This window comes from Vibrio sp. 2130-1, assembly GCF_033339515.1.
Window position 1 is genome coordinate 426,235 of record NZ_JAWOUT010000001.1, and the last position, 25,661, is coordinate 451,895.

The 25,661-nt window shown below is 43.5% G+C and carries 38 protein-coding genes; 31 read left to right on the top strand and 7 right to left on the bottom strand.

Going from position 1 to position 25,661, the window contains the following annotated elements; translation table 11 throughout:
- Positions 1-32 precede the first annotated feature (32 nt).
- The 3 genes from R7Q09_RS01990 to R7Q09_RS02000 form a co-directional block, all read right to left on the bottom strand.
- On the bottom strand, positions 33-857 hold the full coding sequence (locus R7Q09_RS01990; protein ID WP_021454124.1) for a DUF2303 family protein: 825 nt from the start codon (positions 855-857) through the stop codon (positions 33-35).
- Positions 858-870: 13 nt separating this feature from the next.
- Positions 871-1,299, bottom strand: coding sequence for a hypothetical protein (locus R7Q09_RS01995; protein ID WP_020840934.1), 429 nt, complete (start codon positions 1,297-1,299; stop codon positions 871-873).
- Positions 1,300-1,622: 323 nt separating this feature from the next.
- Positions 1,623-2,258: a helix-turn-helix domain-containing protein gene (locus R7Q09_RS02000; protein WP_025510299.1), complete on the bottom strand. Its 636-nt coding sequence runs from the start codon at positions 2,256-2,258 to the stop codon at positions 1,623-1,625.
- A gap of 291 nt (positions 2,259-2,549) precedes the next feature.
- Between R7Q09_RS02000 and R7Q09_RS02005 the strand changes: the two genes are divergently transcribed.
- From R7Q09_RS02005 to R7Q09_RS02085, 17 genes are all read left to right on the top strand, one after another.
- Entirely contained in the window at positions 2,550-2,864 is a 315-nt protein-coding gene (locus R7Q09_RS02005; RefSeq protein ID WP_020840932.1) for a hypothetical protein, read from the top strand.
- A 74-nt stretch (positions 2,865-2,938) separates the two neighbouring features.
- Complete coding sequence (locus R7Q09_RS02010) at positions 2,939-3,898, top strand: hypothetical protein (RefSeq protein WP_021453565.1); 960 nt, start codon at positions 2,939-2,941, stop codon at positions 3,896-3,898.
- On the top strand, positions 3,843-4,328 hold the full coding sequence (locus R7Q09_RS02015; RefSeq protein ID WP_318071340.1) for a hypothetical protein: 486 nt from the start codon (positions 3,843-3,845) through the stop codon (positions 4,326-4,328). The genes R7Q09_RS02010 and R7Q09_RS02015 overlap by 56 nt, the downstream gene beginning before the upstream one ends.
- A complete protein-coding gene (locus R7Q09_RS02020; RefSeq protein WP_021454725.1) occupies positions 4,325-4,690 on the top strand; it encodes a hypothetical protein in 366 nt (121 codons plus the stop codon). The genes R7Q09_RS02015 and R7Q09_RS02020 overlap by 4 nt, the downstream gene beginning before the upstream one ends.
- Positions 4,691-4,752: 62 nt before the next feature.
- On the top strand, positions 4,753-5,154 hold the full coding sequence (locus R7Q09_RS02025) for a hypothetical protein (protein ID WP_021453894.1): 402 nt from the start codon (positions 4,753-4,755) through the stop codon (positions 5,152-5,154).
- Complete coding sequence (locus R7Q09_RS02030; protein ID WP_020840927.1) at positions 5,151-5,456, top strand: DUF4406 domain-containing protein; 306 nt, start codon at positions 5,151-5,153, stop codon at positions 5,454-5,456. The genes R7Q09_RS02025 and R7Q09_RS02030 overlap by 4 nt, the downstream gene beginning before the upstream one ends.
- 7 nt (positions 5,457-5,463) lie before the next feature.
- On the top strand, positions 5,464-5,613 hold the full coding sequence (locus R7Q09_RS02035) for a hypothetical protein (RefSeq protein ID WP_021454738.1): 150 nt from the start codon (positions 5,464-5,466) through the stop codon (positions 5,611-5,613).
- A gap of 2 nt (positions 5,614-5,615) precedes the next feature.
- On the top strand, positions 5,616-5,807 hold the full coding sequence (locus tag R7Q09_RS02040; protein ID WP_020840925.1) for a hypothetical protein: 192 nt from the start codon (positions 5,616-5,618) through the stop codon (positions 5,805-5,807).
- Positions 5,808-5,850: 43 nt separating this feature from the next.
- Positions 5,851-6,660 carry a Bro-N domain-containing protein gene (locus tag R7Q09_RS02045; RefSeq protein WP_140073648.1) on the top strand — a complete coding sequence of 270 codons (810 nt, stop codon included), beginning with the start codon at positions 5,851-5,853 and terminating at the stop codon, positions 6,658-6,660.
- A gap of 13 nt (positions 6,661-6,673) precedes the next feature.
- On the top strand, positions 6,674-6,946 hold the full coding sequence (locus R7Q09_RS02050; protein ID WP_020840923.1) for a hypothetical protein: 273 nt from the start codon (positions 6,674-6,676) through the stop codon (positions 6,944-6,946).
- A gap of 77 nt (positions 6,947-7,023) precedes the next feature.
- Positions 7,024-7,482, top strand: coding sequence for a Ref family recombination enhancement nuclease (locus tag R7Q09_RS02055; protein WP_020840922.1), 459 nt, complete (start codon positions 7,024-7,026; stop codon positions 7,480-7,482).
- A 69-nt stretch (positions 7,483-7,551) separates the two neighbouring features.
- Entirely contained in the window at positions 7,552-7,848 is a 297-nt protein-coding gene (locus tag R7Q09_RS02060; protein WP_140073647.1) for a hypothetical protein, read from the top strand.
- Positions 7,849-8,090: 242 nt separating this feature from the next.
- A complete protein-coding gene (locus R7Q09_RS02065; protein ID WP_029860343.1) occupies positions 8,091-8,519 on the top strand; it encodes a hypothetical protein in 429 nt (142 codons plus the stop codon).
- A gap of 104 nt (positions 8,520-8,623) precedes the next feature.
- Entirely contained in the window at positions 8,624-9,016 is a 393-nt protein-coding gene (locus R7Q09_RS02070; protein WP_042771391.1) for a hypothetical protein, read from the top strand.
- A 10-nt stretch (positions 9,017-9,026) separates the two neighbouring features.
- The gene (locus R7Q09_RS02075) at positions 9,027-9,527 is read left to right on the top strand and encodes a hypothetical protein (RefSeq protein WP_140326829.1); all 501 of its coding nucleotides are present in this window, start codon (positions 9,027-9,029) and stop codon (positions 9,525-9,527) included.
- Positions 9,514-9,798 (top strand): hypothetical protein, encoded by a 285-nt coding sequence (locus R7Q09_RS02080; RefSeq protein WP_021453067.1) that lies wholly within the window; start codon positions 9,514-9,516, stop codon positions 9,796-9,798. Before R7Q09_RS02075 ends, R7Q09_RS02080 begins: the two co-directional genes overlap by 14 nt.
- Before the next feature lie 4 nt (positions 9,799-9,802).
- Positions 9,803-10,012, top strand: a complete 210-nt coding sequence (locus tag R7Q09_RS02085) for a hypothetical protein (protein ID WP_020840915.1) — start codon at positions 9,803-9,805, stop codon at positions 10,010-10,012.
- Positions 10,013-10,375: 363 nt separating this feature from the next.
- Here the strand turns inward: R7Q09_RS02085 and R7Q09_RS02090 are convergent, their stop codons facing one another.
- The 4 genes from R7Q09_RS02090 to R7Q09_RS02105 form a co-directional block, all read right to left on the bottom strand.
- A complete protein-coding gene (locus R7Q09_RS02090; protein WP_318071032.1) occupies positions 10,376-11,065 on the bottom strand; it encodes a hypothetical protein in 690 nt (229 codons plus the stop codon).
- A 106-nt stretch (positions 11,066-11,171) separates the two neighbouring features.
- Complete coding sequence (locus R7Q09_RS02095) at positions 11,172-11,849, bottom strand: hypothetical protein (protein WP_140326827.1); 678 nt, start codon at positions 11,847-11,849, stop codon at positions 11,172-11,174.
- Positions 11,850-11,953: 104 nt separating this feature from the next.
- The gene (locus R7Q09_RS02100; protein ID WP_140326826.1) at positions 11,954-13,258 is read right to left on the bottom strand and encodes an SIR2 family NAD-dependent protein deacylase; all 1,305 of its coding nucleotides are present in this window, start codon (positions 13,256-13,258) and stop codon (positions 11,954-11,956) included.
- A 155-nt stretch (positions 13,259-13,413) separates the two neighbouring features.
- Positions 13,414-13,833 (bottom strand): hypothetical protein, encoded by a 420-nt coding sequence (locus tag R7Q09_RS02105; RefSeq protein ID WP_140327675.1) that lies wholly within the window; start codon positions 13,831-13,833, stop codon positions 13,414-13,416.
- A 469-nt stretch (positions 13,834-14,302) separates the two neighbouring features.
- On the opposite strand from R7Q09_RS02105, the gene R7Q09_RS02110 reads away from it, so the two are divergent.
- The 14 genes from R7Q09_RS02110 (at position 14,303) to R7Q09_RS02175 (ending at position 25,608) form a co-directional block, all read left to right on the top strand.
- A complete protein-coding gene (locus R7Q09_RS02110; protein WP_020840902.1) occupies positions 14,303-14,545 on the top strand; it encodes a type II toxin-antitoxin system Phd/YefM family antitoxin in 243 nt (80 codons plus the stop codon).
- Positions 14,546-14,557: 12 nt separating this feature from the next.
- The gene (locus tag R7Q09_RS02115) at positions 14,558-14,893 is read left to right on the top strand and encodes a type II toxin-antitoxin system RelE/ParE family toxin (RefSeq protein ID WP_029792604.1); all 336 of its coding nucleotides are present in this window, start codon (positions 14,558-14,560) and stop codon (positions 14,891-14,893) included.
- A gap of 186 nt (positions 14,894-15,079) precedes the next feature.
- The gene (locus tag R7Q09_RS02120) at positions 15,080-15,661 is read left to right on the top strand and encodes a hypothetical protein (RefSeq protein ID WP_318071031.1); all 582 of its coding nucleotides are present in this window, start codon (positions 15,080-15,082) and stop codon (positions 15,659-15,661) included.
- A gap of 24 nt (positions 15,662-15,685) precedes the next feature.
- Positions 15,686-15,829 (top strand): hypothetical protein, encoded by a 144-nt coding sequence (locus tag R7Q09_RS02125; RefSeq protein WP_318071030.1) that lies wholly within the window; start codon positions 15,686-15,688, stop codon positions 15,827-15,829.
- Positions 15,830-15,902: 73 nt separating this feature from the next.
- Positions 15,903-16,325 (top strand): hypothetical protein, encoded by a 423-nt coding sequence (locus R7Q09_RS02130; RefSeq protein WP_318071029.1) that lies wholly within the window; start codon positions 15,903-15,905, stop codon positions 16,323-16,325.
- Positions 16,326-16,363: 38 nt separating this feature from the next.
- Positions 16,364-17,281, top strand: coding sequence for a hypothetical protein (locus R7Q09_RS02135; RefSeq protein ID WP_318071028.1), 918 nt, complete (start codon positions 16,364-16,366; stop codon positions 17,279-17,281).
- Complete coding sequence (locus R7Q09_RS02140) at positions 17,271-19,064, top strand: terminase (protein ID WP_025562160.1); 1,794 nt, start codon at positions 17,271-17,273, stop codon at positions 19,062-19,064. The genes R7Q09_RS02135 and R7Q09_RS02140 overlap by 11 nt, the downstream gene beginning before the upstream one ends.
- An 11-nt stretch (positions 19,065-19,075) precedes the next feature.
- Complete coding sequence (locus R7Q09_RS02145) at positions 19,076-21,181, top strand: phage portal protein (protein ID WP_021822480.1); 2,106 nt, start codon at positions 19,076-19,078, stop codon at positions 21,179-21,181.
- A gap of 19 nt (positions 21,182-21,200) precedes the next feature.
- Entirely contained in the window at positions 21,201-21,713 is a 513-nt protein-coding gene (locus tag R7Q09_RS02150; protein WP_318071027.1) for a hypothetical protein, read from the top strand.
- A 4-nt stretch (positions 21,714-21,717) separates the two neighbouring features.
- Positions 21,718-22,032, top strand: coding sequence for a Gp49 family protein (locus R7Q09_RS02155; RefSeq protein ID WP_318071026.1), 315 nt, complete (start codon positions 21,718-21,720; stop codon positions 22,030-22,032).
- A 26-nt stretch (positions 22,033-22,058) separates the two neighbouring features.
- On the top strand, positions 22,059-22,544 hold the full coding sequence (locus R7Q09_RS02160) for a hypothetical protein (protein WP_203511910.1): 486 nt from the start codon (positions 22,059-22,061) through the stop codon (positions 22,542-22,544).
- A 207-nt stretch (positions 22,545-22,751) separates the two neighbouring features.
- Positions 22,752-23,864, top strand: coding sequence for a hypothetical protein (locus R7Q09_RS02165; protein ID WP_127891399.1), 1,113 nt, complete (start codon positions 22,752-22,754; stop codon positions 23,862-23,864).
- A 14-nt stretch (positions 23,865-23,878) separates the two neighbouring features.
- Entirely contained in the window at positions 23,879-25,102 is a 1,224-nt protein-coding gene (locus R7Q09_RS02170) for a N4-gp56 family major capsid protein (protein ID WP_021453721.1), read from the top strand.
- A gap of 59 nt (positions 25,103-25,161) precedes the next feature.
- Complete coding sequence (locus tag R7Q09_RS02175; RefSeq protein ID WP_318071025.1) at positions 25,162-25,608, top strand: hypothetical protein; 447 nt, start codon at positions 25,162-25,164, stop codon at positions 25,606-25,608.
- Positions 25,609-25,661 lie beyond the last annotated feature (53 nt).

Here is a 25,661-nt window from a genome sequence, read left to right on the forward strand (position 1 = left end):
GGTTCCCTCGTGAGTGAGGGAACCATTACTCATTAGTAAGTACCGATGTAAGTCGGCATTGCTACCGATTGGTTTGCGAACTCTTCTTTAACGACTTCAAGGAACTTCTCAGCCATTTTCTCTTGAATCTCTTCCATGCGTTTAATGCGTAGGGTTAAAAGCTCATTTCGAATTATTGATAGGCGCAACTCAAAGCGGAAATCACCTAAACCAGAGTATGGTTCGCAAGTGAATACAAATGCCGCAGGTAGCACAAGATCTTCACGAGTTTTAGTCGCAATACGTTCGTATTCGCTTTGTGATTGAGAGAAATCACTAACTTGTCGGTTTGAGCCGCGAGTGTGTTCAAAATCAAGTTCACGAACAGCCGCAATCGCTTTGAACATTTCAATTTGTTCGCCGTTTGAGTCAAACGCAGAAATGTAGTCTTTCCAATCTTCCAAGAACTCAGCCATATCGCGTTGTTCCATGCGTTCGCCGTCGATGTTTAGCAGCGCTTTAAATGGTGCAGTGCGTTTTAGTGATACTGAAGCCTTGTGAAGTTGATGACCAGCTTTGTCGTTAGTACCAACGTCAAAGATTGTTTTAGCTTTCATTGAATCAGCATCAATAAAAGTCTTTGAGCCTTCTAGCTGGTGGTCTTTTGCATACTTCGCAAACTCAGTGATCGAGATTGTGTTAAACTCGCCACGCAAGTTATTGCGGTGTTCTTGGTACTGTTCCAAATCTTTTAGGGAACAGTTGTCAGGCACTAGAATCAGTTGGGAAAGCGTATTTTTAGCTTCAATAGCTTTAATAAACTCAGGAACGCTACCCTTATTTACAAGTTCTTGAATTGATTCTTTAGTAAATGACATTCTTCTTTACTCCTTAGTATTTACCAACGCTTAGTTTGCTAATGCCAGCCGGAATTTCTAGCTGGTTGTGGACGCCAACGGCTGGGCGGTCATAACTCAACTTGCCACCGAAGCCAGCAAACGCCACGGTTTCATATTTGAAGTCTTCGACTTTCGAGCCGTAATTTACTTTCGGTTCTTTAACCGTGATCGCTGTGGTTACATTCATAATCGACGGGTCGGTTTTAGATGCTGGTGAAAGTTTTAGCTTTAAGATGATCTCGCCAGCTTTACCGGAGTTAGATACGGCTAGCGCCACGTTGGATGTGGCTAAACCAAGAACGTTGGCAATCGAGCCAGCCTCTACACGCTCGATAAACTCAGGGAAGTTAGTCACACGTTCCATTTGAGGGTCTTTTTTGGCAGTTCCTTCGCCAGTCATTTTTGCTTCGTCAATAGTCATGTTTACTCACTTATCTTTTGTGATACTATGACGGCGTTGCAGCGGTTTGGTCGCCGCTTCAACACGGTCATACCATTAAATGGTCTGGTCATACCTTGTGAATAAAGCCGCTCAGAAATGGGCGGTTTTATTTTTGTCTGTTTGTTTCCGAACGATGCAAAGATTAACTTAACGATGAAAATATTGGAAGTGATCGAAAACGGTAAAAAATGAAATTATTGTTTTCGCTTTTGATTGATTTGGGATTTTAGACAAAAAAAACCCTCGCATAGCGAGGGAAATCCTTTTAAAAGCTGATTGTGAGTGATATCTATCACCAAAAATTAGAATATCGCATACGCAGCGAAAGTGCCAATTAATTTCTGACCAGTGATTTCTACAAGACGCAATTCAAGAGGTAACTCTTCATTCATGGATTTCAAAAACTGCCTACCGTGTGCGGATTGGTATTCCATGATCTCCACGTTGTTACCAGTGTTTGCTACAACCAATTGACCAGACACAGGTGATTTATCAATGTCAAAGTACAAGTAACCACCAGCAGGATAGTTTTTGATTTGGTCATTCACCTTTACAACGAATTGACTCTTTGAGTTTCCACTAGGGCAAGGGAATCGTTGAGTGCGCTCTGAAACGCCCGTTTTTAAAAACTCATCTGGGTCAACGTCAACGAACGAGTTTAATGATACTAGGGGAGCACCTAGTTCAATGCGAGAAAGCTCTTTGTATTCATCAGCCGTTGGCGAACCTTCACCAGTAGCTAACCACTCAAGACGGCAATCGAGGGCATCTGCTAGCCTGATAGCCGAATCAAGCATGATACTTTTTTCTGGATTCAATTTGATGTTGGTTAACACCGCTCGACTTACACCAGATCTCTTTGCCAAGTCGATGCTTTTGGTTATGTTTAAATCCCGTTTCCTCTGCTCAATGTTCCGAGCAAGCACAGACATAGACATAATGCCCCCTGTTTGATGTTTAAATATTACGCTTGTATATGTATGTGAAATTCACACACCAAGTATAAACCAATTCTTTTTTTTGGTCGATTATTGGTCGAAAATTTTTTATTTGACAACTTTGTTGTTTACGATCAATGATTGCATTCATCGAATGTTGACGACACTCAACAGTAGATAACCTAAAAGTGTGTTTTGGTGAGCGTGGGAGCTATTTCCTATCAGCCACCCACTTGTGGCGCTAATAGCTCAGTGTCGCCACGCTCAACCAAAGCACATTGAGAGGTAACCATGAACATTCCTGAAAATCGCTTTTTCGTTCTAAACAACATGGCTGTCGTTCCAACGATGATTTTTAAGCGTGGTTTGACGCTTGAAGAGTTAGGAGCTTACTGCGTTTTGAGCGCGACAAGTTTCAACTGGTGGAAAGATGTCGATGAACTCAGCAACGCATTGGGAGTGCCAGTCGAGAAACTTGAATCACTCAGACAAGCGTTAGTTGAAAAGTGTGGTTTGACTGAACCTAAAGACGAATACAACGAAGAAGAACAGGCTGAACGCGCAAGTTCTATCTACAAAGACATTCGAACAAATAGTGAATTTTAAGTAAAAAAAACCGCCGTGTGAGGCGGCGGTCTTTAAGTTTGCACCAAATGTTAGTGCTGTGACGAGGTAATTATATGGCACAACCAAATAAGAACGCAACGATCAAGCGTAAACGTGCAAGTCGCAACTTCACCATGATTTGCAACGAGGTTTATGCAGACCATTGTTTGAGTTTTCAAGCGATGGGATTGCTTAGTTACTTGTTGTCAAAACCTGATGATTGGGAAGTTAAAGTGTCCCACTTAGAGAAAGTAACCACCGGAACCATGAAGAAAACGGGGCGTGATGGTGTTTACGTAATACTAAAAGAGCTTATTGAGCGTGGCTTTTGCCTTCGCCACAAAGAGGCTGACGGTTCAACTTGGTATGAAGTGAGTGACTATCCAAAAAGCCTAATCCGTGAAAGCCGTATTACGGAAAAGCCAGATCCGGCTAATACGACACTACTAAATACTGATCTTAAACTAAATACTGATCTAAATACTTCGTCCGAATCTGACGATTCAGACCAATTGCTTTCTGATGCGTTTGCAATTTTCTGGACTGCCGGAATGAGAAAGGTTGGGAAGATTCAAGCATTCAATGAGTTTAAGCGAGCTATCAAGCGCCTAAAGGCCGAGCCTTACGAGTTTGCACGAATGCTCGCTGAAGACGTAAAGCGACGCAATGCAGCGCAGCAACAAGGTTTTGATCGCTTACATCCAGAACGTTACATCAAGTACGAACGCTGGACAGATGAATTGCTTAACGACACGAATCTAAGAGGTATCGACAATGGACAGAAATTTGAAATCAATGGAATCGGTTATGGCGAGAATGCCGATCAGTCAATCTTCCCTGAATGGTTGCGGATTTACCCAAACCAATCGCCAGCAATCAAATTTGCACGAGTACAACAACAGCGCCAATGGATTGAATCCCAAGCTAACAGCCCTATGGGACACGCTAACGGAAATGTACGGCAAGACATGGGTAACGATGAATGGCGCAGTGATTACTACGGCATGGGGAAACTTCCTTTCGACCCTGAATGATTTGCAACTTAACCGGATACTAGCGATCTGCTTTGACCGACTATCCAACGGCAACCGCTTCCCTCCATCGCTTGGTGAGTTGATGACTCAGATTAACCAGCGAACCGAAGCGGAATACCGCGAAGCCTATGACCGATTTTTGAATCGTGCGCCAATGGGGAGAGCCGAGAAATGGGTAGCACAAAATTGTGATTGGGATTTGAAACGAGCTAGAGCTGGTGGAGAGTTAGAACTTTTCATCAAGTATCTACGGGATGCAGACGCTAAAGAACGAGCTGGCCGCTTGAGACTTGCAGAGGATGAGCTAAAAGCGCTACCAGTACACAGTCGAGTTTCGGTAAGTGACAAGGTTCGAGAAGAGTATCGACGTTCAGGAGAACGACACGAGTTTTCTGATCGAATTGACCAATTAAGGGCCCTGAAACGATGAACGATATCAAGCAGCAAATGAAGATTTTGATCGCCAAAATGCACGAGTACGGCTTTGAAGAAATCGCAATCAACAACGATGTGCCAGCAATGGATCAGGAGTTTGCTAAAGCGCTAGTGAATTACCTAGAAGCCACCAGCAACGCATTCTTGAGCGTATCTCGCCTTCACAAGCTAGCGAAGCAAAGAGACTTCAAAGTATTGAGTGAGAACTTAGAACAGGACTTAAAAACACTAGCTGGCATGGCTAGCATGATCGGCAATACGTGTAACTCATACGGGCGAATGGAAATTGAAGCGTTTGATGTTGCTTTAGAGGCTCTTCACCGCGCAAAAGAAGAATCTAAATTTTCGGCCTGTTAAATTTACAAACGTAAATTTAGATCATATATTTGTTTTCGAAACAAAACGCAAGGTAACAATCAATGACCAAATTACCAGACCAAAAAGCTTGCCAAGTATTGTTAACAATGGGGCGCAGACGCCAAGTTGAACAAGCCATTTCAGAGCTAAATGAATTGGCCGTTGCCCTGTACCACCACTTTCGACAAGGCAAAGGCTCGATCACTGAAGTGATGGAAGAAATTGCTGACGTTGAAATCATGCTAGCGCAGATCTACCAGCTCGTAGACAAAGACCAGCTAGAAGCAATCCGACATAAGAAAATCGAAAAGCTTGATTTTTATCTATGGCGGGTAGGAGAGATCCCACGCGAGATTTCGGAGCTGCAACATCAAATCACTAAAGAATCCAGTACCGAAGAAATTGAGCGTATTGAGCTAAAAATCAACGCCCTTAGACGCGAAATGGAGAGCATTAAGGGATGAAGATTTATATCGCTGGTGGCGTTACCGATGTGCCTGATAGCGAAGCGCAATTTAAACGCGCAGCCCTAAAGATTCAGTGCATCGGTCACGTTCCCGTTCACACACTGATGTTGCCAGAAGGATTAAGCGAACAAGGGTACATGGATATAGCAATGGCAATGATTCGTGAAGTTGACGCGATTTATTGCTTGCCGAACTGGAAAACTAGCGTTGGCGCATTCGCTGAAGTTGCTTACGCAAAGAAGCTTCACTTGCCAGTGTTCCACAACATTCAACAAATCAAGCATCGTTTTCGTTTCTAGGTGAGTTATGCGTTTTAGTGAAACCGTTCTAGTAGCGATACACGGCGCACTAGCGATCTACATGCTGGCTAAGTTCGGCATCGAATTTACGGTGATGATTTACTTTCTAGCTGGCGTAATCGTTGCGAGATTGAAATCACTCAAATTGGTGAGGTAGGCATGAAATTACGAGACTTGCCTTATCAGTACGATTTCAAGCTTAACGGGAAGAGATATAGCCAATTCATTAGACCTAAAAAGCCAGTAGATCCGAATGATTTCAAAGTCGTGTGTTATGAGCCGCCGCAAGGCGACTCTATTGATATTCATTGCATGACTGAAGTTAAGCCAATAGTGCGTGTTCGTGTGTAAGCAGGGTATGACCAAAAGAACCATGTTTTAAGGAATTACGTTGATGAACATAACCAAATTCAACAAACCTATTTTTGGGGATCTGACCGTCATCATTGATATGGATAACGATCCTTGGTTTATCGGGAACGAGGTCGGCGCAATGCTTGGCCTTGTGAACGCTCGTGATGCGGTTAATCGGTATGTTTCAGAACAAGATAAGAAGCCGCTAAAGCAATTAATGGCCGAATTTCCAACGTCGAGCTGCTCGACGTTAGAGTTAAATCAACGGCTTACGGTAATAAACGAGGCTGGTATGTATGACTTGATTCTTTCCAGCCAAGCGCCAAAGGGTAAGCCGTTTCAGCGTTGGATCACTCACGAAGTGTTACCAAACATTCGAAAGCATGGCTCCTATTCATTGGCCGAACAGCCGCGAACAAGCGCGGAATGGTTACTTGAGCAAGCAAAGGCTCTAGTTGAACAGGAGAAGCAGACCAAACAGGCCATTGAAACGGCCAACGACGCTCATCGACGAATTGACGAGTTAGAGCGCAATTTTATTCCGGCTGGATATGCAATTGTTTCCGGTTTGGGTATTCACTACGGGCTATCCAATCAAAAGGCTAAAGAGCTAGTGGAAGCTTATGACGTTCCAACTAGACCAATCACAGTGAATAGTGGGACGTTCCCCGTTCTCACTAAGATGGTGCTCATTGAGGACTTTAAAGCCGCGCTCAAGAAAGAAATTCAACTTATCTCACTATCAGATACCGGATTATGGTTTGCTGGTGGACAGTTAGGGCGATTTGCGGCCAAAGGGCGAGTGTTAGAACTATTCAAAAAATACCAAGAGACATTAGCAGTTATTTAGGGGAACGCATTAGATGAGTAATCCGAACCAAGTATTAACCTACTACCTGATCACTTATCACTACTACAAAAAAGGCGTGTTTGCGCAAGCTGGCTATCAGCAAGTTGCTTTGAGCCAGAGAATGAAGCCTTACTCAACTAAGAAAATAATGGCCGCTATAGCCGATCACTTAGGAGTTGACGCAGATACGTTACTGCCTATCAACATTCAGGAGCTTGGTTCCTATCCAAGAGCCATGATTGAAGATCTAAAAGAACAAGCCGAGGCGTTAACAGTGACGCTTTAGAGTATCGCTTTTGAGTTAGAGCGTTGCATTCAGTGAATGCAGCGCTTTTTTTGTGCCTAGAAAACAGGAGAAGAGCAATGAAAGGTCGCAAACCGACAAAGGCAGAACAGATCTATGGACAGGCCGTGATTCAACGTTGTGGTTGTATAGCTTGCGATAAGCTTGGTCACCCGAATGATTGGCCTGAACCGTTGGAATACGTTGAGTTTCATCATTCGAGTGAGAAAGGTGCGGTTAAGCCACTAGCTCACTTTTTTGGTTATGGCCTTTGTCCCGTTCACCATCGAGGCGCAACTGGCGGCAACCCAATACCAGAAGGCGAACCAGTACGACACGATCCGCTAGGTAGTCGCAAGCAATTATTCTTCAACAAGGTTGGTACAGATTTAGAGCTGGTGGAATATGCGTGGTCTAAATTGCCACTAGAAGCGCTCGATCAGATTGGAGAGCTTACCGGAATATGGAGCTTTGAAGAGTTGGTGCGAGAGGACGCGAAGCAACGCAACATTTTTGAAAACATAAATTCCAATATTTAGGTTTGTTTGCATAATCATCGAACGGATACAATTATTTTTGTTCAATGAATGTTGCAAGGTATGACTGACATGACCAAAAACAAAATTTCACCGAGAGATGAAATCGCGGCAATAGGATTTAACGCAGCTATTCGTCTCCTTTCTATCCATAGACATTGCTCAGAGCGAGATGCAGTTGAGTACCTAGCGTTCGAGCTAGGCCGAGCAATTCCACAGATTGAGCATTACCGAGTAGTAGGGCTAAGTATCCACTTAGTTCCTAAAGTCATCGAGATAATGCGACAAAACAAAATCCCATTTGGCCGCCACCAGCTAGCGCCAACAAAAGAAATTATTGCTATGGCACAATGGCGCAACACAAAGTGACGCAAGGTATTACCAGACAAAACACAGGGGAAAATAGGCTTGATTGTTGTTTTGTTTGGATTCGTGATCTTCTCTGTTGGTCACGCTCTTTTTATGATTTCGGTGTTGTCGTTCTATGATTCTATGAATCGAAAGTTAACAAGTAAGACATCGACCATAATTTTTTTGATTGGAACGCTGCTTATGACGAGCGGCTTTCTTCTAAGCCCTTTGTGGCTAATTCAACAAATAGGTATGAACAAATGACCGACCAAAAAGTGCTAAACAGCAAAACACGACCAGAACTAATGAACTTTCTTGAAGAGTTTGTGCAAAGGGACGGTTTTAAAATCGCCTTAACCATTAATCCAGAGATTCAGGATGATGAAAGAGTAGGTCTAGGCATTAAACACGAACAGTTTCCTACGGTTAACAATAATCTCGCTGATCACATCGGTTGTGCTTTGAACGAGGTGATCAAAGAGCTTATGCCTCAACTTCTTCCAAAGGTAACAGCTATTGCTCTTGCAAAGATGGCAGGTGTGGATTTGAGCAGCGTGAAACTTACAGAGTGCGATTGTGAAGATTGCCAATGCAAGGATTCTGAACACCACAATGAAAGCGACGAATCAAAAGACGACGGAGCAGAAAAGATCCGAACTACTTCAAGCTCGTCAAATCGTATTCACTGATGCGAAACGCTTAAACCTTGATGAGTTTATGATCCGGCTAGCCAAGCTAGTCGGTTCGTACAAGTCTGTCACTATCTACGAGAACAACGAGGAAATATCCAGCTATGACACGCGAGATTGTACTGTCAACGCAAGAACAGCTACTAGCAGAGGGGATTCTTTCGAAATCAAGATCACTACTTAAACAGATGGAAGCCAACACGCTGCAACCTGTTAGCGTTAGTGAGCTTTGTTCCTTAGCAGCGGCTAAAGCCTTGGCTCTTCTACATGACCATGAGGATGTATCGAACATCGTTATGGAAAACATTTCTTTTGGTATCGCTAACTCGAATTATTACTTACTCCGAACCAAGCAACAAGAAAGCCAAATCAAAGAACTACAAGAAGAAGTGGCCCGACTCAGTAAGTTGCTTGAAGAGTACGGCCAGATAACTGTTATCGACGCAGTTACACCGGAAGAGGTCGAACTAGGCGAAGTTAGTAAGCAAGACAGCTAAGGAGAAAGTAGTGAATACCATTGACGCAGCGACCATTGTTTTTCAAGACGTACTTGGTTTTGATAATCCAGAATTTGCAAGCGCTTACGTCCAACTAGCCTACAGCGACCAAGCGGAGCTTGACGCCCTATGGTTTGACTTAAATTGCGACTCAATGAAAACCATTCTGGCGAACGTAATTGCAGAGCGCACCGGAACGTTGCCGACTCTAGTTAAAGCGGCCATTCAAACTAAGCCGCAGTTTTGCAATTACTCAGTGACGAATCACATTGCTTGGCAATCGCTTGTTAATCATGCCGTCAGTCAAAAAAACGCAGAAATTACGTGTTTTGAACTGGCTAAAATCATTCTGATGTATCCAGATTGCCCTAAGTTCTCGGAAGCTTGCGAATACGTTATGGAGCTTGGTTACGACGTTCCTAGTGATTTTCGTGCGGATTTCACGGTGTTCTTTAACGAGACTGTTTCGGAATATATCGAAGAAGAGGCAAAAACCGATGAGCGTGAGTGAGATTAAGCAATTAGAGCGCGATTTAGGTGCCGTGATCGGTTATTTGAGTGCGCCTAAGTTAAGCGCGGTTCAGTTAGTTATTCGCAAGGCAGAGGCAATCAAGCGCCTTACCCGAATGCTAGACGAAGCAAAGTTTCTAAAGCAGCAAACAAAGTGCATGGTATTGCACGAGTTATTTGCTGAATTTGAGGGGCGTTCGGCCAGCTCTTTAACGATAGAGAAGCTGGTGGACGTTATTAAAGAGTGTAATGAGCATCTAAAGACGGTTTGAGCCTATGGGATACGATCTAGCGGAGTATTTAAAGCAGTTTGGTTTAACAGTTGCCGACCTTGAGGACGAGTCGGGGCGAGGCCGTAATACGCTTTACACTTGGTACAAAAAAGATAAGCAGATTCTTATGTGCATCATTCGATCACGGCTTTCCAGCAAGCTGCAAGTCATTGCCAAAGATATCGAAAACAAACTTTCCATGTTGGAACGATAGTGATACCAGCGGCCGAGATTAAGTATAGAGTGAAAACCATGTCTATTTTCGTGTGAGCGAATGATAACGTGGGCATGTAAAGCGTACATACTGTATTTAGTGTGTACGCTATTTTATCCCTGAAGGTTCAAGGTGATGGCCTCACTGCGTGAAATCATCAATACTGAGCATCAAGTGAAGCGACTTTCGATGTGAAATTTAAATTGATGTTCCACCGCGGCCTTTCAATAATATCACGCCGTGTTAACGTTTGAGCAACGCGATACCGATGTTGCCGCAAACTACCTTAGTCACTAAATTCAACGCATAGTGAAAATGCAACGCGTGCCGAATAACTCTTAAACAGTTTGTTATAGTGCAAACTTATTTGCTAGGAAAAAACTCATCTATTAAAACTGTCCCACTATATCTAAATCTTTGCTCATCTAAATCTATACAGAAATCTCTAACGCAGTTATCACATACCATTTTGTAAAATATCTTTGATTGTCTATTCTTTTGATATGCGATTAAGTGTAATGGCTCTCCAAGATAGTATGTGTCATGCCAATCACATTCACATTTGGCATTATTGTTAAAACCAATATACTTATTGAAAGATTCAGGAAAGTACTGATTGAATAAGTTGGTATGTATTGGATCCGATAATAACTCTCGCTCAATATCCAGTGCTGAAAAAAAATGATAAGGCGCTCCATTTTTCTGGCTACATACCGCTTCCACACTATCTAATAAACCACTTGTGATTTCGTTCGAATAGACAAACATAAAGCCGTCGCAAGCGTGCTCGACTAATTTATTCGCATCAGCCTTATCATCATTTTGACCAATTCTATACTCATAATATTTGCAACTCACTAGCCATCTAAAGCCTCTGCGCGAAAATCTTGTTGGTTCAGATGCAACCAAATCCCTTTTTCGGTCAGGTCCAACAGCAGGAGGTCTATCAATGTTTAACCCTAAGTTTTCTAGAAAATGTTCAGAAAACTTCTCGAAACGAAAATCATTTCCTATTTCGGTAAAGTCGACAAACTTTGTTGGTGAACTTTTCATAACCTTCTCTTATTCTTAACTTTTAAATGCGCTATAACGTCCTGTTAAGGTGTGAGCAACGCATAGCGAAAATGCCACGCGTTGCGAATCACTCTTAAACAGTTTGTTATGATTCAAGCTCGATAAAATCGATGAACTTCTGACCCATTGAAGTACCTACAGAGTCTAAGCTTGCTTCATGAAACTGTTTAACCCGTACCATACCAAATCTATTTAAATCAGAGATAATCAAATCGATAATAGGATCATTTGAGCCAATATCTGTATAGGTTTTTTTCCACACATTACGCAAGTCTCCCCAATGAGTATAGCTATTAGGATTTGTATTCAATTTCTGAATGTAGTGCTCGGGGGTTGACAAGAAGTGTAGAATTCGAAAATGAAGTGGCGTCATTTCATCAATAAACCTAATGAACATTAACTTTAAGGTTTCATCTATATCTTCATTTAATACTGTATTTTTTACTGCATTATTTAACGCTTTGATTTTTTCTTCTTGGTGAGTTCTGACTGCGATATTTGAAGCTTGAAGATATGCAGATATAAACGCATCGTGTTCAGATAGCTTTTCTGGTGTCAGATTTTCAACTTTTTCACAAATCTCATCAACGGTATTCGCTAATAGGATCAACCAGTCTTCTTTACGTTTATCTATTGGCGCTGAAAAGACCGTTTCAAATAACGTAGCCAAAGCGCCGCCAGCTAAAGGGATAACACTCAGTGTAGCTTTTACTCCCGCATGCCCGTAGTCTTTCCATTCTTTATTTTTAGGTGATTTTTCCATATTTACTCCTGAATCATAACGCCAAATTAAGGTGTGAGCGGCACTTGGCTATACTTGAGCGAAGCGAAACTGCCAAGCGTTGCAAATTACTCTAAAGTGCTTTTTTATGCGGTTTTTACGACTTTGTGTGCATCTGGCCAACTTGAATTTGCAAGAATATACGCCCGAACTAATGCTCGATTATGAGATGTCATTGATGCCCAACTACGTTGCCAAACTTTGTAGGCGTGCCATGAGTACCCTACATAAAGTTCTTCTCGCATAGTATGCATTGATCGCAATACTGTTTCTAAGTAAATATCTCTCAAAGGCGTTGCACCGATATCCAGAATGCTGCCTAGATGTACTAGCCACTTAGCAAGTTGCTCGTATTGCTCCCATGCTCCTGATTCACCCGTCAGCTCTCTTTTTACCTTAATAACGTTAGCAAGCAGCGATATTACCTTTTCATTTACCAACGATAAGCCCGATGCATTTATAGAAGCAATTATCTCAAAGAATGAGTTTTCGATTCTAATATATTCTTTAGTAAAGGAGTGTCTACGAAACAGTACATTTTTTAAGTTATCAAGACTTGCTTCATGTTTACCTTTAACTTTTGGCAATTCATCATTTAGTCGTTCAAAAAATGTTTTAGTTTCCATGCTGTCTATAACACGAATACCGAAACAGTAGGAATAGTAATCTTTCAAGTACTGGGAAACTGGCGAGCGAGATACAAATATAACACTGGAGCCAATAGCGTGATCACTCGTGAATTTTTTATAGTCATTCATGATTGATTTTAAGTTCGTATCTCCTAGTGAGTAACCTAAAATAACAACTGTATTTTCATGAAGGACTGTACTCAACTTGCGTGAAAAGTAAGACTCTGCATGGAAAAACCTGAAGTAGTCTTCTGAGGTAATTACCATATCTTCAGGTGCATCTACGGAGCCGTGCACATGATAAACTTTCACTTTGGATTTCGATCTGGGAATAGGAAGGCCGGGTGCAAAAGATTGAACATCACCGCCACACAATGATTCAGCTAACTTGTCATAGTTAGTCGTTACTATACGAAATGACCGCTCAGTAAAAAACTCAATAATACTCTCGTTGCCATCAGCTGAAGGAGCTACTTTACTTATTAAAGCTGCCGTTTCTTTGTGTATGTCCTTACCCGCTTTCTGTAGTTCAATCGCAATAACTTGGGCTGTTTCTTCTAAACTTAAAGGCATTTCTTTTCCTTCAGGAAAGAGTGAAGCCTTTATTTCATCCTTAGTTGTAAGTAGCTCACACAAGCTTTCAAGTAACCCTTGCCAACTCGGTGCTCGATTTCCTGTAACTGCCTTGGAGAAACCTGTTCCTGTAAAAAAACACAATCGATCTGATTCTGCCGCATAGGCAATTTCATAAAAATAACTCACTATTACTACCTTTGTTATTATTTCTGCTCTGCTGCATAATGCCACATTAAGGGCTGAACAACGCTAACGCGGCACTCAATTATTGTGCACCGTAAACACTTAAGCCAATTCAAACAAAAACCGCCGAGCGTTGCGAATCTGTCTTAAGGCGTTTGTTAGCGATTTCTCAAATATTTCCAAAAAACCCGAAATGGTTTAAAAGACCAAGTATAGATTGAAGAGACAATTAGGGAGTATACTGGTACACCAATGAGCATATTAATGAAATAGCTGATAATGTACGCATACCAGTCTGATTCTCTCCACCAAAACTCTTGATTTTCTATGCTAATTGGCATCCAACCTTTGCCGATGCTGAGAACTAACGAAAAGTGAACTTCTCGCAATAAAACAAGAAATATCAGGAATGACATTACACACAATGCGAGCTTAAATGACTTTGCAAAAATAGACATCGAAGATTGCGATAAACTCTGCCCCGCTTCCTTTGTAAGACTCCAGCTAACGATTCCTGTAACACCAAATATCGTCATTAAGCCAGAGACTATTGATACTAAATTCGCAAACTGTTCCATCTATACTCCTATATCGCTAATGCTTTCTATACGGATTTTAGCCGTTTTACATACTCCTATCATGCAACCTTTCCAATTACAGTTCAATTGATAATCAATAGGTTAATGAGAGATGATGGATATTAAATTGCAAAATGACGGATAGTTTAAAAAGCTTACTTCGACGACCTTGGGTAGCTGTCGGTAAGGGAGACTTCATCCAAATGAAGTTAATTCGCTTCAGTGATAACCAACAATAGGGCATAAATGAGTTTGCAATGCCTATTGCAAAAGCTCCTTCAAGTAGCCGTTTTATGGTTAATAAGCATAAAGAGCACTTAATCGATCAATTTGAGTTGGGCGTAATCTAAATTTAGTTTAAATTTGGACCAATCTCGGTTTTGGTGTATAGTTAGTACCGCAAACAAATGAAATGACACTTATAGTCGTCTGTAATTGTTTATACCCACTTTATACCGAAGGAAAAAAAATGCGCACTGAGACGGTAAGCTACTTAAAGAAAAATGCAGCCGATCTCCCACTGGATGAAGCGATGACGATCACACAAAACGGTAAGCCGATTTATGTGGTGGAATCATACGAAGAACGACTAAAGCGCGATCAAGCAGTAGCCTTGATGAAGCTTGTTACTATCAGTAGCAAGGACGTAGCCCAAGGTCGCACAATGTCATCGAGTTCGTTTAAGGAGAGGTTGGCCGCCAAGAAATCATAAGGTGACCATAAGATGGCCAATGTTGTTTATACGGAAACGTTCGCTAACACAGCAGAAGAACGTATTGACTACTACTCACAATGGAATGATTCCACTAGCGTAGTAGAGAGAATTGAAAATTTGATTGAGACGTTCGAGCAGAACGTTGAGAGCAATCCGGCCATATATCCGGCTTGTTATGAGCTAACTCAGCTTGGGGTGTATCACTTTCGTCAGTTTAGTTTTGATGGGTTCAAACTTATCTATCAATACGACGATGCGACAGATACGGTTTACGCCATGGTTTTGATTAGTGATAAGCAAGATTTGCAGAAAACCCTAGTGGATTACTGCATCCGGTTCTTATAAAACTGATGATTAAAAGCCGCCTTTCGAGGCGGTTTTTTTATGCCTAAAGGTCGCAATAGCGGCCTTTTTTGATCATCCTCAAAAAATGTTTGTTTTCGTTCGTGTCTTTTTGTTTGCAAACGAAAATGACGGAGCTATATTTTACATGCAAACAAAATTGCACCTTTCGACACGAGGATGACCAAAATGACCAACTTAAAAGAAAAACAAATCAAACTGGCTACTGCTGCTATTGCTGATCTTAAAGAGCTGGTGGCGCAAACAGGCAATCTACTAATGAATCTTTCTAAATCTGGCGTTGAGGCAACTGCAAAGGCCGTTTGTAATTTCTACAACGAAGCGTCACCAATCCAACAAGATTGCTTAGACATTGCTTACTGCTGGTGTGGTTCTTGGTATTCAGAGAACGAAGCGCGTGAAGCATTGGAAGCCGTTAAGGGTAACGCAATCAAAGCCCTTGCTTGGAAGCAAAACCGCCTAGAAGTGTTTGAGTGTGAGCGTCCAGAATACCGCCAAGGCATTACTATCTATGAAGTGGTGCGCGTTTCTACTAAGCGAGGTGAACCGCTATCAACGCATACTAATTACTTCTCTAGCAAAGAAAGAGTGAAAGCATTCCTAAACAAGAAATACGACTTTTACGCGCCGGATATGGAAGAGAACAGCAAATTCAAATGTATCGAACGCTCAGACTACTCTTTGCAGTTCTACCAAGAAGATGAGGAATATCTGATTGAGTTCCACATGAACCATGTAGATGTAGAGTAATTATTTGTTCGGGAGGTTGTTAGCATGAACGCTGAAGCAATGACTCAAGAAATGTTCAATTGCATCTTAATAGCCGTGGAATACTTTGCCATTCTTTTTATGGGTGTATTCATCGCTCGTAAACGAGGTGCATTTAAAGGTAAAAATAATCCTCGAACATATATTTAAACTAAACAAGCCAGCTTTAATGCTGGCTTTTTTGTTATCATTCGTGTCATGAGGTTCACAGTTGAAAACGGATATGGCCGTTTATATCCCCGTCAGACACTTAGGAAAGGCTTTTATCGAAAGCCAAGCCAAAACACCGACCAAACAGCAAAGGGACATTAGCAAGGCTTACCAGAAGCTACATGCGCGTGTTCAGCGCAACCTTATCGGCTTGCCACCATATCAAACTGAAGTTCTATTTCATCCGACTCGCAAATGGCGAATGGATTACGCTTGGCCCGACTTAAAGATTGCCTTGGAGGTTCACGGCGGTACTCATTCAAATGGGCGTCACACTCGCGGTGTTGGCTTTGCAAACGACAGAGAGAAGATGAACGAAGCGCAGCTTTTAGGCTGGATTGTTATTGAGATTGCATCGGACAACTTAGGCCAGCTTAGAGGCTGGTTAGAACGCGCCTTTGATCATCGAACGAGAACAATGAACACTGAACAGTGATAATATATTGATGCAATTGAACACTCGGAGTTAGAGAAGTGGCGAGAATTAATTGGGAACGCATTAAAAAACAATACCTTAGCGAATACGAAGAAACTGGCGTTGACGTTAAGACGTTTTGTGTTCGCAATGGTTTAGTCTACTCCACAGCAAGAAAATACTTAAATAACAAACTGTTACAGAGAAAAGAGAACAAACCAAGCGAACAGAACGCGAACAACGAAGAAGTTCAGGGCGAAAAATTACAACCCAAAGGGATTACACCGCCCAAAACCAAAATCAAACGCAAGAAAACCGCGAATCAATCAAGTGCCAAAAATGGACACGGTGGCCGTCGAGCTGGCGCTGGCGCTCCAAAGGGAAATAGCAACGCTTTCGTGCATGGCTTGATGACTAAAGCATTTGGCAACCTAGTTAAATACTCTCATCAAGTCGATGACGAATTTAAGTTAGAAGTGCATAAGCTTGCCGCTCTTCAGGCGCTTGAGTGCTACACGCAATACAAAGATGAATTAGCTGACTTCCTCAAAGAGCTGGAAGAACGTGGCGATAAACCTACAGAACTAGAGCAGGAGTTTATTGACCGACTTGAGAAACGAATCGAGTCGAGTTTTGGCATGGTTTGCCACCACACCGGAAAGCTTGAGTATTTAGAGGGCCAAATGGCGAACCGTCAATTAACCAATCGAGCAATAAGCAAGGTTATCGCTCAAACCACACAAGTCGAAGTTGATACCAACCTTAAACGCAAAGGCATTGCGTTGGCCGAAGCGAATACTGACAAGGCTAAGGCTCAAGCTGCGCTTGCTCGTCATGATCTCGACCAGAAACAACGTGAAGGTCTAGGCGACGATGATGATCTAGGTATGTTGCTAGATGAAGTTCAAGATTTGGATGACGATGAAATCATTCAGCGCTTCAAAGATAAAGGTGGAGTGTTGAACGATGATGAATGATGGTATTCAGCCGTATAAGGATTCTATTAATGGCCGTGGCATAAACCTAGTTATGCCAGCGCTTACCGATCAGCAATTCAAAGCGCTTTCACGGCCAGAGAAGCGCCGTTACTTCAGGAACTATATGACCTGTAAGGAATGGCGCTTAAACAACCTTTACAAGATAGAGAATGATAAAGGTCGCGTTGTCACGTTTCGAATGCGTGACGCTCAGAGAGATCTCTTTGAAACAGCCCATACCTTTGAATTGATTCTTAAAGCGCGTCAGTTGGGCTTTAGTACCTTTATCGACTTGTACGCGCTGGACTCGTGTTTATTCAATAAGAACTATGCCGCAGGTATTATCGCGCAGGATTTGGAAAGTGCTGGCGCTATCTTCCAGACAAAGGTTGTCTTTCCATATAACAATTTGCCTAATTACTTGCGTTCTCGCATTCGTGTAGTTCAACGAGCTGGTGGCGCTAACGGTGGCCGACTCAGTTTTTCCAATGGTTCACGAATCCGTGTTGCAACGTCATTCCGTTCCGGTACGTTGCAGTTTCTACATATTTCAGAGTTGGGCCGTATTTGTGCAGGTTACCCACAAAAGGCCAAAGAGATCCAAACAGGTTCGATGCCTACTGTTCACGAAGGTTGCAAACTCTTTATTGAATCGACGGCAGAAGGCGCGGCAGGACTCTTTTTTGAGTTGTGTAAGAAAGCCGAGGAACGAGCACATAGCGGAGTGAAGTTGGGTGCTAAAGACTTTCACTTTAGATTCATTCCTTGGTTCACTCATCCTAGATATTACTCACCATTGCCATTAGGCGGATTGAAGCTATCCAAATACTTTATTGAATACTTTAAGTCGATTGAGCCATTCGTGATCCGTCACTTGGGTAGACCGTTATCGGATGAGCAAAAGCAGTGGTATGTCGAAACCTATAACCACTACGAAGAGTACACAAAACAAGAGTATCCAAGTACACCACAAGAGGCGTTCTTAACGTCAGGCCGTCGTGTATTTAGCGCTCCTTCCTGTATGGCTGCGGAGTCAGCTTGCTCCAAGCCGTTGCTTGTCTATGACGTTAATCCAGAGACAGGCGCAATGTTTGATGTTCGAGATAGCGTAAACCGTGAAGGTAAAAGCGAGAACATGCAGAACGGACTACAGGGCTATTTGCTTATTTGGGAATTGCCTGATCCAGAAAAGGATTACGCCCTTGGCGCTGACGTTGCGGAAGGTCTGGAACATGGGGACAGAGGTTCAATTGATGTGCTGGACGAAACTGGCAATCAAGTTGCTCATTGGTTTGGTCATATCGACACAGATCAGTTTGCAAAGATTATCGCAATCATTGGCAAGATGTACGCAGGTAAAAACGGTAGAGCGGCCTACGCTGCGCCAGAACGAAACAACCACGGCCACGCCGTTTTAAACGTTCTACGCGATATCTATCCAATATCCAGAATCTACCAAGAAGAACACCACGACAAGGAAGACGAGGACGAAGAAACAGGACGATTAGGCTGGCTTACCACTCGTAAATCCAAGCCGATAATTATTTCAAACTTAAATGAGCAATTGCGCAATAATACGTCGGGCATTCGATGGATCGGGACAGTTACAGAGCTGAATACCTACGTTTATGACTCCAAAGGAAGCATGAACGCAATTGAAGGCGCATTTGATGACCAAGTGATGAGCTATGCGATTGCGCTAGAAATGGTTGTTCGAATGCCTAGAACCATGACCAAGTTACAGCCACGCACCAAGCGATCAAGCGATTGGCGTACTAAGTGAGGGGAGAATTTATGGCTTGGAATGAAGACCATGCGGAGCATGACGGCAAGGGCTTTAACCTTGCTCAATTACGCCGATTAGTCTCAAACGTGGAAGCACAACCAAACTGGCGCGACCCAGCGCAAAAGTGTTGTGATTACTACGACGGCAACCAACTAGCGCCGGAAGTAAAACAAGTCTACGAAGAACGTGGACAACCGATCATTATCAATAACCTAATAGCGCCAGCTATTGACGCCGTTTTAGGTATGGAAGCAAGAACACGAACTGATCTTGTACTTACAGCCGATGACGATGACGGCGAAGAGCTACGCGATGCACTTCAGGAGAAGTTTAAAGATGCGTGGCGACTTGCACGAGCTGATCGCGCTAATGCCGACGCTTACGCTTCACAAATTAAAGCTGGTATTGGTTGGGTAGAAGTTACCAGAAATGACGATCCTTTCTATGGTGGTGGCTACAACATCAAGCCAGTTCGCCGTCAGGAAATGTGGTGGGACTGGAACGCTCAAGAGGCCGACTTGTCTGATGCTCGATGGTTGCTGCGTAAACGTTGGGTAGACGTTGACGAGGCTATTGCTCATTTCCCTGAACACGCCGAAATCATTCGCCAAGCAATGAATAATTGGGAAGACTTTGCAAACCTTGAAAGCTACGAAGAGCAAGACCAAGATTTGCTTGCTGCTTACCATGAATTTGAGAGTTGGGATCGAAATACGTCTGAATGGTTAGATCAGGCGCGTGGCCGTATCTGCTTACAGGTTATCTACTACCGTACATTTAGACGCGGTTATGTCATCGACCTAAAGAATGGCCGAACAGTTGAATACAATCCAAATAATATCGCTCAAGCCGTTGGCGTAAAAATGGGTACATTTAAACCACGAATTGCTACATGGTCAGCAGTACGCGAAGCGTGGTTTGTTGGTATTCATAGAATCATTGATCGTAAATCAGTTGCACCGAGCGGATACTTTCCAATTGTTCCGTTCTTCGGTTATCGAATGGATAAATCCGGCCAACCTTATGGTGTTGTAAGCCGAATGATTAGTGCTCAAGATGAGATCAACTATCGTCGTATGAAGCTTACATGGCTGTTACAAGCTAAACGTGTCATTGCAGACCAAGACGCAACCAATATGAGCCGCGAAGACTTGCTCGAAGAGGTCGAACGCGCAGATGGTTACATTGAGTTAAACCCTGATCGCAAGAACAAGAAATCAATCAGTGAAGCTATCCAGATTCAGCAAGATTTCAATATTGCGAGTCAGCAGTTTACTGTTATGCAGGACTCAATGAAGCAAATCCAAGACGTTGCTGGTATCTACAATGCAATGTTGGGCCAAGACTCTTCAGCCACCAGCGGAGTGGCTATTAACTCTCTAGTGGAACAAGGCGCGACTACGCTAGCAGAGATCAATGACAACTATCACTATTCGAGAACACGAGTTGCTGATCTGTTAATGGCCTATCTAATCGAAGACCTAGCGAAGCAAAGCAATATCGCTGTAACTATCAACAAGCAAGACGCCCATAAGCGAAAAGTCATTCACCTAAACGTGACCAATGACGACGGCACAGTGACCAACGACGTTAAGCGTTGGAAAGGTCATATCGCTCAAGCTCCAATCCAGCAAACTGCCACATTCCGCGCTCAAATGGCTCAACAACTAACCGCGCTAGTTGCTCAGTTGCCACCACAAATTCAAATGGCAACGCTAGATATGGTTGTCGAGTTAATGGATGTACCTAACAAGCAAGAGATCCTGAACCGTATCAGACAAACTCTAAACATTCCAAAAGCGCCGGAAGATATGACGCCAGAAGAACAAGCAGCTATGCAGGAAGAACAACGCAAGCAGCAAGAAATGGCTGAAATTCAAATGCAGCAGCTACAAAACGAGGTTGCTTTAGGCGCGGCCAAGGTTGAAGAACTACAGGCCAAGATTGCCAAACTACAACGTGATGCAGAAAGCCAAGACGTTAAAGACAACAAGGTTGAGGCCGAAACTGCGAAAGTTTTACAGGAGGTCGCAGAAGTCAAAGCACAAGCAGATAGCACAGTTAATGCAATATTAGCGAACATCGACCAGCAATTACTAAACCTTCAAATCTAAATGTAAGAGGTAACTAGAAGTGTGGGAACAAGTTAAAAACATCGTGGGCGAATCCGCCCCTTTGGTTGGTTCATTACTTGGCGGTGCCACTGGTAAAACAATAGGTACTCTGATCGCTGGCGTTCTTGGTGTCAAAGATACACCGGACGCCGTTATCAAAGAGCTGATAGAAAACCCTGAAGCTCTAACAAAGATTATTGATTTTCAGAATCAACACGCAGTTAAGTTGCAAGAAATGGCGCTTAACCAGTTATCTATGCAGCTAACAGACACACAAGACGCGAGAGACGCACACGGCGATCACTGGATGCCTTCAGCGTTAACTCTGATCTTGTGTGTCATGGTGTCAGGTATGTTTTGCTCATTGTTTTGGTGGACGGTTCCAAAATCATACGAGCAACTAATTATCATGATCGCAGGTCAGGTAATGGGCGCGTTCTCAACGGCTATCGTGTTTTGGCTAGGCTCAACGATGATGCAGGGCTTAGGTCGAACAAAGCAACCAATGAAGTTTATGAAGTGGGGGAAGTAAGTAAATGAAATTACCAGCCGAGTTTAAGCCGAATACTGAAATTCAAGAAATGATGGAAGAGCTAGGTTGCACTGGCAAACGTGTAAAGCCTCAAGACATTGTTGATCGAATTGAAGAGATTGATTTTCAAACCGTCACGCTTGCAGGTAATAAATTCATGTATTGCGGCATCAAGATGAAAGGCGGCTTTGTTGTTGGTAAACCAGCAACTTGTATCGACCCTGAAAACTGGCGTGACCAGATTGGCCGACAAGTGAGTTTTAACAACACATTCGAAGAGATCTACAAGCTAGAAGCTTACAGAAAGATGAGCGCATAAGACGTAATTGTTTGGAGAGAAAAGCCATGTATGACAAACGACTAAGAAGCTATCGACCTAAATGGTTCAAGACTTGGGAACTTGTGAGCAAAGCTGCTTATCAGGCGCGTGGTGAAAAGGCCATGCTTGGTATGGATGCTCGATTGCTGATCACCATTGATGAGCTGCGAACGCTGCTTAGTGAAATCGATCCGAAGAAAGCGGCGCTTATCTGTAACAACTGGAAAGCTGGTGGATCTCGTGGTTACTCAGGTTTGCGACTTGCGAGTGACAAACATTTCACTCCATTCTCTGCGCATGGCAGAGGGCAAGCTATTGATTTAATTAGTAATCATTACACGGCTCAAGAGTTGCGTGATTTGATTATTAAACACAAAGACCGATTCCCTTATCTAACGAGAATGGAAGAAGGTGTGAGCTGGTTGCACTTGGATGTGTTCAACTTACCAGAAGATGCACCAGAGAATGCAATCCTGTTGTTTACTAAATCAGGTGAGACTCGCTATGCCTAGATAATCATCGAACGTTAATTTTTAGTTTGTATTCGTAAATTTGTGGTACATTTATCAGCAAATTGAGTGTGCGGCGAAAAACTAACGCAACACGAGAACATAAAAAAGCCAGTTAGCGCGATTGCGTTAGCTGGCTTTCTTGTTCGCAAGTGCGGCGATAAGCACAAACCAAACGTAAGCGCAGCGATAAGCGCACATGAGGGGATTATGACTATAGAACTTGACCAAGCACTATTAACTGGCAACGTCGAAGACATTGACGCACTGCTAGATGAAATTGACCTAGATGACGATTTGGGCGTTCTCAGCGGTGAAAATGACCAAGACAACCATTCGACTGATAACGAAATGGGCGTAGGCGAGGAAGATGAGGCACTACCAAGTGTTATTGACACTACTCAGCCAAAAGGTGACGCCAACCTAGATAAATCAGAACAGGGCCAAGAGCCTAAAACGAATGCGGCCAAAGATAGCATTGGGGTTCGAGAGATTGACGGCAAGCTCTACATTGAAGTTGATCCAGACAATGCAGCGGTAGCAAGTAAGGACGGTAAACATACGATTCCTTATGCAGTTCTAGAAAAGGCTCGCAATCAGGCGAGCGAAGCGTCAAGCCGTATGCAGGAGCTAGAGCAACAGTTAAGTGAAGCTACAACCGCCAAGGAAAAACTACAGCTATACACCAAGCAATTAGAAGAAGCTGGCATTACGCCTGAAAAGCTACCTGAAGAATTGCTGAACGATGAAAATGCACTCAATGCGCTGCGTGATGAGTTGCCAGAAACGGCAGCAAATTTACTAACGGCGCTAGTTAAGCGTTTTCAAAGTAAGGCAGCGACCACTCAACAAGAAGCCAATGACGGAGTTAACGAAGTTACTAACGCGCTAAACGCTGACGAACTAACAGAACTTCGCACTTGGGAATCGAGTGACCGTGACCGTTGGGATATGGCCCTAGTTATCGACAACAAGCTCAAGAATGATCCAGCGTTCCAAGCCATGCCACTAAAAGAACGCTTTGCAGAAGTGCAACGCCGAGTGAAGGCCGCTTTCGGTGATCCGGTTCAAGCGTCAATTGATGCTGAAAAGGCACAGAAACAAGCCGAGCAAGGCCAGCAGCAACCTCAACAAACGGCAGAAAAACAAACCGTTGTACCTAATTCACCGTCTAGTCTAGGTGGTTCTTCACTGGACACTACGGCGGCAGCTAATCAGGCATTGTTGAATCAAGACGCACTAGCGCTTGAGCAATCACTTGCCAATATGTCGCCAGAGAAGGTTGAAGAGTTCCTAGCTCAAGCGGTGATAGCTCTAGATTAGTCGAGGATTTCATAATGACTACTATCACTAAAGCTCAAGCTGCTAAAGCGTTTGGTGCCGCGCTGTTTACTCATACGCGCCGCCAAAACACTTTTGTAAACATGCTAACTGGTAAAGCTCCAAAGGCAGTGCCAGCAGACCGCAACCGAAACAAAACTCAAACTGAAGCTGGTGCGCCAGTTGTAATGATCACCGACCTTACAAAACAGGCTGGTGACACAGTTGAAATGGATTTGTTCCACAACTTGGGCGGTATGCCAACGATGGGCGATAAAAAAATCGAAGGTCGTGGCGAGTCTCTATCAAAAGTTGAGTTTGAATTAGTCATTAACCAAGGCCGTCATAACGTCGATTCAGGCGGTAAGATGGCTCAACAACGCACCAAGCAAAACCTACTTCAAGTAGCTCGTACAATGCTTGGTAACTACTTCAACGATCTACAAGATGAAATCGCAACGTATCACCTAGCTGGTGCGCGTGGTGACTTCATGCCTTCCGACATGATTGTTCCAACTGCGGATCATCCAATGTTTGGTGAAATCATGGTTAACCCTGTTACCGCTCCTACAGCGGATCGCCACTTCTTCGGTGGTGACGCAACAGGTATTGCAGATATCGTGGCAGCCGACACGCTAACCCTAGCGAAGATCGATGAAATTGCGCTTTACCTAGAAGAAATGGCACATCCAATCAAGCCTATCCGCTTCGAAGCAGATGAGCTTTACGGTGAATCGCCTTTCTACGTTCTATTTGTTACTCCGCGCCAATGGGCCGACCTATGGGCTGACGTTCAAGGTGCTGGCAAAGTGCAAGAGCTGATCGCGAATGCGGTTAACCGTTCGCAAGGCTTTAAGCATCCACTATTCCAAGGTGACCGCCTAATGTGGCGCAATATCTTGGTTCGTCAATATCGCAAACCAGTACGTTTCAATGCTGGCTCTAAAGTGAAAGTTGGCGCAGCAAGCGGCAACGGCACTGAAACTGAAGCTACAGCCGCTACCGTAATTGACCGCGCAATCCTACTTGGCGGCCAAGCGCTAGCAGTGGCTTACGGTAAATCTTCAAGCGGTGCTCAGTTCTCTATGCACACCGAGAAGGTTGACCATGGCAACGGTCGTGAAACGTCTATCGCTTGGATGAGCGGCGTTAAGAAAGTTCGCTTCCAAGAGAAGAATGGCCGAATCAATGACTACGGCGTAATGGTGCTAGATACAGCCGTTGGCGGTTTATCTAAGTAATAAGTGACTGGCTGGCTATCGAGCCAGCCTTTATTCATCGGAATCAAAGGAGAATTGCAATGGCAGTTAAAGTATCACCAGCCGTTAAGCAAAACGTCTATAACGGTACTCACGGTAACCTTTCAGTGATGTTTGCTGAAGTTCCGGCGGCAGAAATCAATGATTCAGTTATCGCGGCAAGCCTAGAGGCTGGCGTGAAGCTGGTGGAAGTGAAGATCCTTACCAACGGCGAAGCAGTAGCAAGCTTAACTGCTAAGGCTACTCTGAACGAAGCCTTGTTAGGTGATGGTATTCACGAGCCTCAAGTTGGCACCAAGTTAGAAGATGTGATCGGCACGGCTACGGCGGTTCCGGCTGGCGTATTGTCTTCGGATGCGACTGGTTACTTCCCGTCAGAAGATGTTGCTGAAAAAGATAAGTGTCTAGTTCTTACTTTCGCAGGTGCCAAAGTTCCAGCAGACAAGATCCGTCTAGCGATTTACACCACTTCAGTCGGCACTATCTAAGATAGTCCACTCTGTTGAAAAACAGGCCAGTCAGAAAATTGGCTGGCCTTTTT

What these genes read in the sequence shown, in the direction of transcription:
- R7Q09_RS01990 (WP_021454124.1), bottom strand. Translation starts at nt 857, where the DNA reads ATGTCATTTACTAAAGAATCAATTCAAGAACTTGTAAATAAGGGTAGC.
- R7Q09_RS01995 (WP_020840934.1), bottom strand. Translation starts at nt 1,299, where the DNA reads ATGACTATTGACGAAGCAAAAATGACTGGCGAAGGAACTGCCAAAAAA.
- R7Q09_RS02000 (WP_025510299.1), bottom strand. Translation starts at nt 2,258, where the DNA reads ATGTCTATGTCTGTGCTTGCTCGGAACATTGAGCAGAGGAAACGGGAT.
- R7Q09_RS02005 (WP_020840932.1), top strand. Translation starts at nt 2,550, where the DNA reads ATGAACATTCCTGAAAATCGCTTTTTCGTTCTAAACAACATGGCTGTC.
- R7Q09_RS02010 (WP_021453565.1), top strand. Translation starts at nt 2,939, where the DNA reads ATGGCACAACCAAATAAGAACGCAACGATCAAGCGTAAACGTGCAAGT.
- R7Q09_RS02015 (WP_318071340.1), top strand. Translation starts at nt 3,843, where the DNA reads ATGAATGGCGCAGTGATTACTACGGCATGGGGAAACTTCCTTTCGACC.
- R7Q09_RS02020 (WP_021454725.1), top strand. Translation starts at nt 4,325, where the DNA reads ATGAACGATATCAAGCAGCAAATGAAGATTTTGATCGCCAAAATGCAC.
- R7Q09_RS02025 (WP_021453894.1), top strand. Translation starts at nt 4,753, where the DNA reads ATGACCAAATTACCAGACCAAAAAGCTTGCCAAGTATTGTTAACAATG.
- R7Q09_RS02030 (WP_020840927.1), top strand. Translation starts at nt 5,151, where the DNA reads ATGAAGATTTATATCGCTGGTGGCGTTACCGATGTGCCTGATAGCGAA.
- R7Q09_RS02035 (WP_021454738.1), top strand. Translation starts at nt 5,464, where the DNA reads ATGCGTTTTAGTGAAACCGTTCTAGTAGCGATACACGGCGCACTAGCG.
- R7Q09_RS02040 (WP_020840925.1), top strand. Translation starts at nt 5,616, where the DNA reads ATGAAATTACGAGACTTGCCTTATCAGTACGATTTCAAGCTTAACGGG.
- R7Q09_RS02045 (WP_140073648.1), top strand. Translation starts at nt 5,851, where the DNA reads ATGAACATAACCAAATTCAACAAACCTATTTTTGGGGATCTGACCGTC.
- R7Q09_RS02050 (WP_020840923.1), top strand. Translation starts at nt 6,674, where the DNA reads ATGAGTAATCCGAACCAAGTATTAACCTACTACCTGATCACTTATCAC.
- R7Q09_RS02055 (WP_020840922.1), top strand. Translation starts at nt 7,024, where the DNA reads ATGAAAGGTCGCAAACCGACAAAGGCAGAACAGATCTATGGACAGGCC.
- R7Q09_RS02060 (WP_140073647.1), top strand. Translation starts at nt 7,552, where the DNA reads ATGACCAAAAACAAAATTTCACCGAGAGATGAAATCGCGGCAATAGGA.
- R7Q09_RS02065 (WP_029860343.1), top strand. Translation starts at nt 8,091, where the DNA reads ATGACCGACCAAAAAGTGCTAAACAGCAAAACACGACCAGAACTAATG.
- R7Q09_RS02070 (WP_042771391.1), top strand. Translation starts at nt 8,624, where the DNA reads ATGACACGCGAGATTGTACTGTCAACGCAAGAACAGCTACTAGCAGAG.
- R7Q09_RS02080 (WP_021453067.1), top strand. Translation starts at nt 9,514, where the DNA reads ATGAGCGTGAGTGAGATTAAGCAATTAGAGCGCGATTTAGGTGCCGTG.
- R7Q09_RS02085 (WP_020840915.1), top strand. Translation starts at nt 9,803, where the DNA reads ATGGGATACGATCTAGCGGAGTATTTAAAGCAGTTTGGTTTAACAGTT.
- R7Q09_RS02090 (WP_318071032.1), bottom strand. Translation starts at nt 11,065, where the DNA reads ATGAAAAGTTCACCAACAAAGTTTGTCGACTTTACCGAAATAGGAAAT.
- R7Q09_RS02095 (WP_140326827.1), bottom strand. Translation starts at nt 11,849, where the DNA reads ATGGAAAAATCACCTAAAAATAAAGAATGGAAAGACTACGGGCATGCG.
- R7Q09_RS02105 (WP_140327675.1), bottom strand. Translation starts at nt 13,833, where the DNA reads ATGGAACAGTTTGCGAATTTAGTATCAATAGTCTCTGGCTTAATGACG.
- R7Q09_RS02110 (WP_020840902.1), top strand. Translation starts at nt 14,303, where the DNA reads ATGCGCACTGAGACGGTAAGCTACTTAAAGAAAAATGCAGCCGATCTC.
- R7Q09_RS02115 (WP_029792604.1), top strand. Translation starts at nt 14,558, where the DNA reads ATGGCCAATGTTGTTTATACGGAAACGTTCGCTAACACAGCAGAAGAA.
- R7Q09_RS02120 (WP_318071031.1), top strand. Translation starts at nt 15,080, where the DNA reads ATGACCAACTTAAAAGAAAAACAAATCAAACTGGCTACTGCTGCTATT.
- R7Q09_RS02125 (WP_318071030.1), top strand. Translation starts at nt 15,686, where the DNA reads ATGAACGCTGAAGCAATGACTCAAGAAATGTTCAATTGCATCTTAATA.
- R7Q09_RS02130 (WP_318071029.1), top strand. Translation starts at nt 15,903, where the DNA reads ATGGCCGTTTATATCCCCGTCAGACACTTAGGAAAGGCTTTTATCGAA.
- R7Q09_RS02140 (WP_025562160.1), top strand. Translation starts at nt 17,271, where the DNA reads ATGATGAATGATGGTATTCAGCCGTATAAGGATTCTATTAATGGCCGT.
- R7Q09_RS02145 (WP_021822480.1), top strand. Translation starts at nt 19,076, where the DNA reads ATGGCTTGGAATGAAGACCATGCGGAGCATGACGGCAAGGGCTTTAAC.
- R7Q09_RS02155 (WP_318071026.1), top strand. Translation starts at nt 21,718, where the DNA reads ATGAAATTACCAGCCGAGTTTAAGCCGAATACTGAAATTCAAGAAATG.
- R7Q09_RS02160 (WP_203511910.1), top strand. Translation starts at nt 22,059, where the DNA reads ATGTATGACAAACGACTAAGAAGCTATCGACCTAAATGGTTCAAGACT.
- R7Q09_RS02165 (WP_127891399.1), top strand. Translation starts at nt 22,752, where the DNA reads ATGACTATAGAACTTGACCAAGCACTATTAACTGGCAACGTCGAAGAC.
- R7Q09_RS02170 (WP_021453721.1), top strand. Translation starts at nt 23,879, where the DNA reads ATGACTACTATCACTAAAGCTCAAGCTGCTAAAGCGTTTGGTGCCGCG.
- R7Q09_RS02175 (WP_318071025.1), top strand. Translation starts at nt 25,162, where the DNA reads ATGGCAGTTAAAGTATCACCAGCCGTTAAGCAAAACGTCTATAACGGT.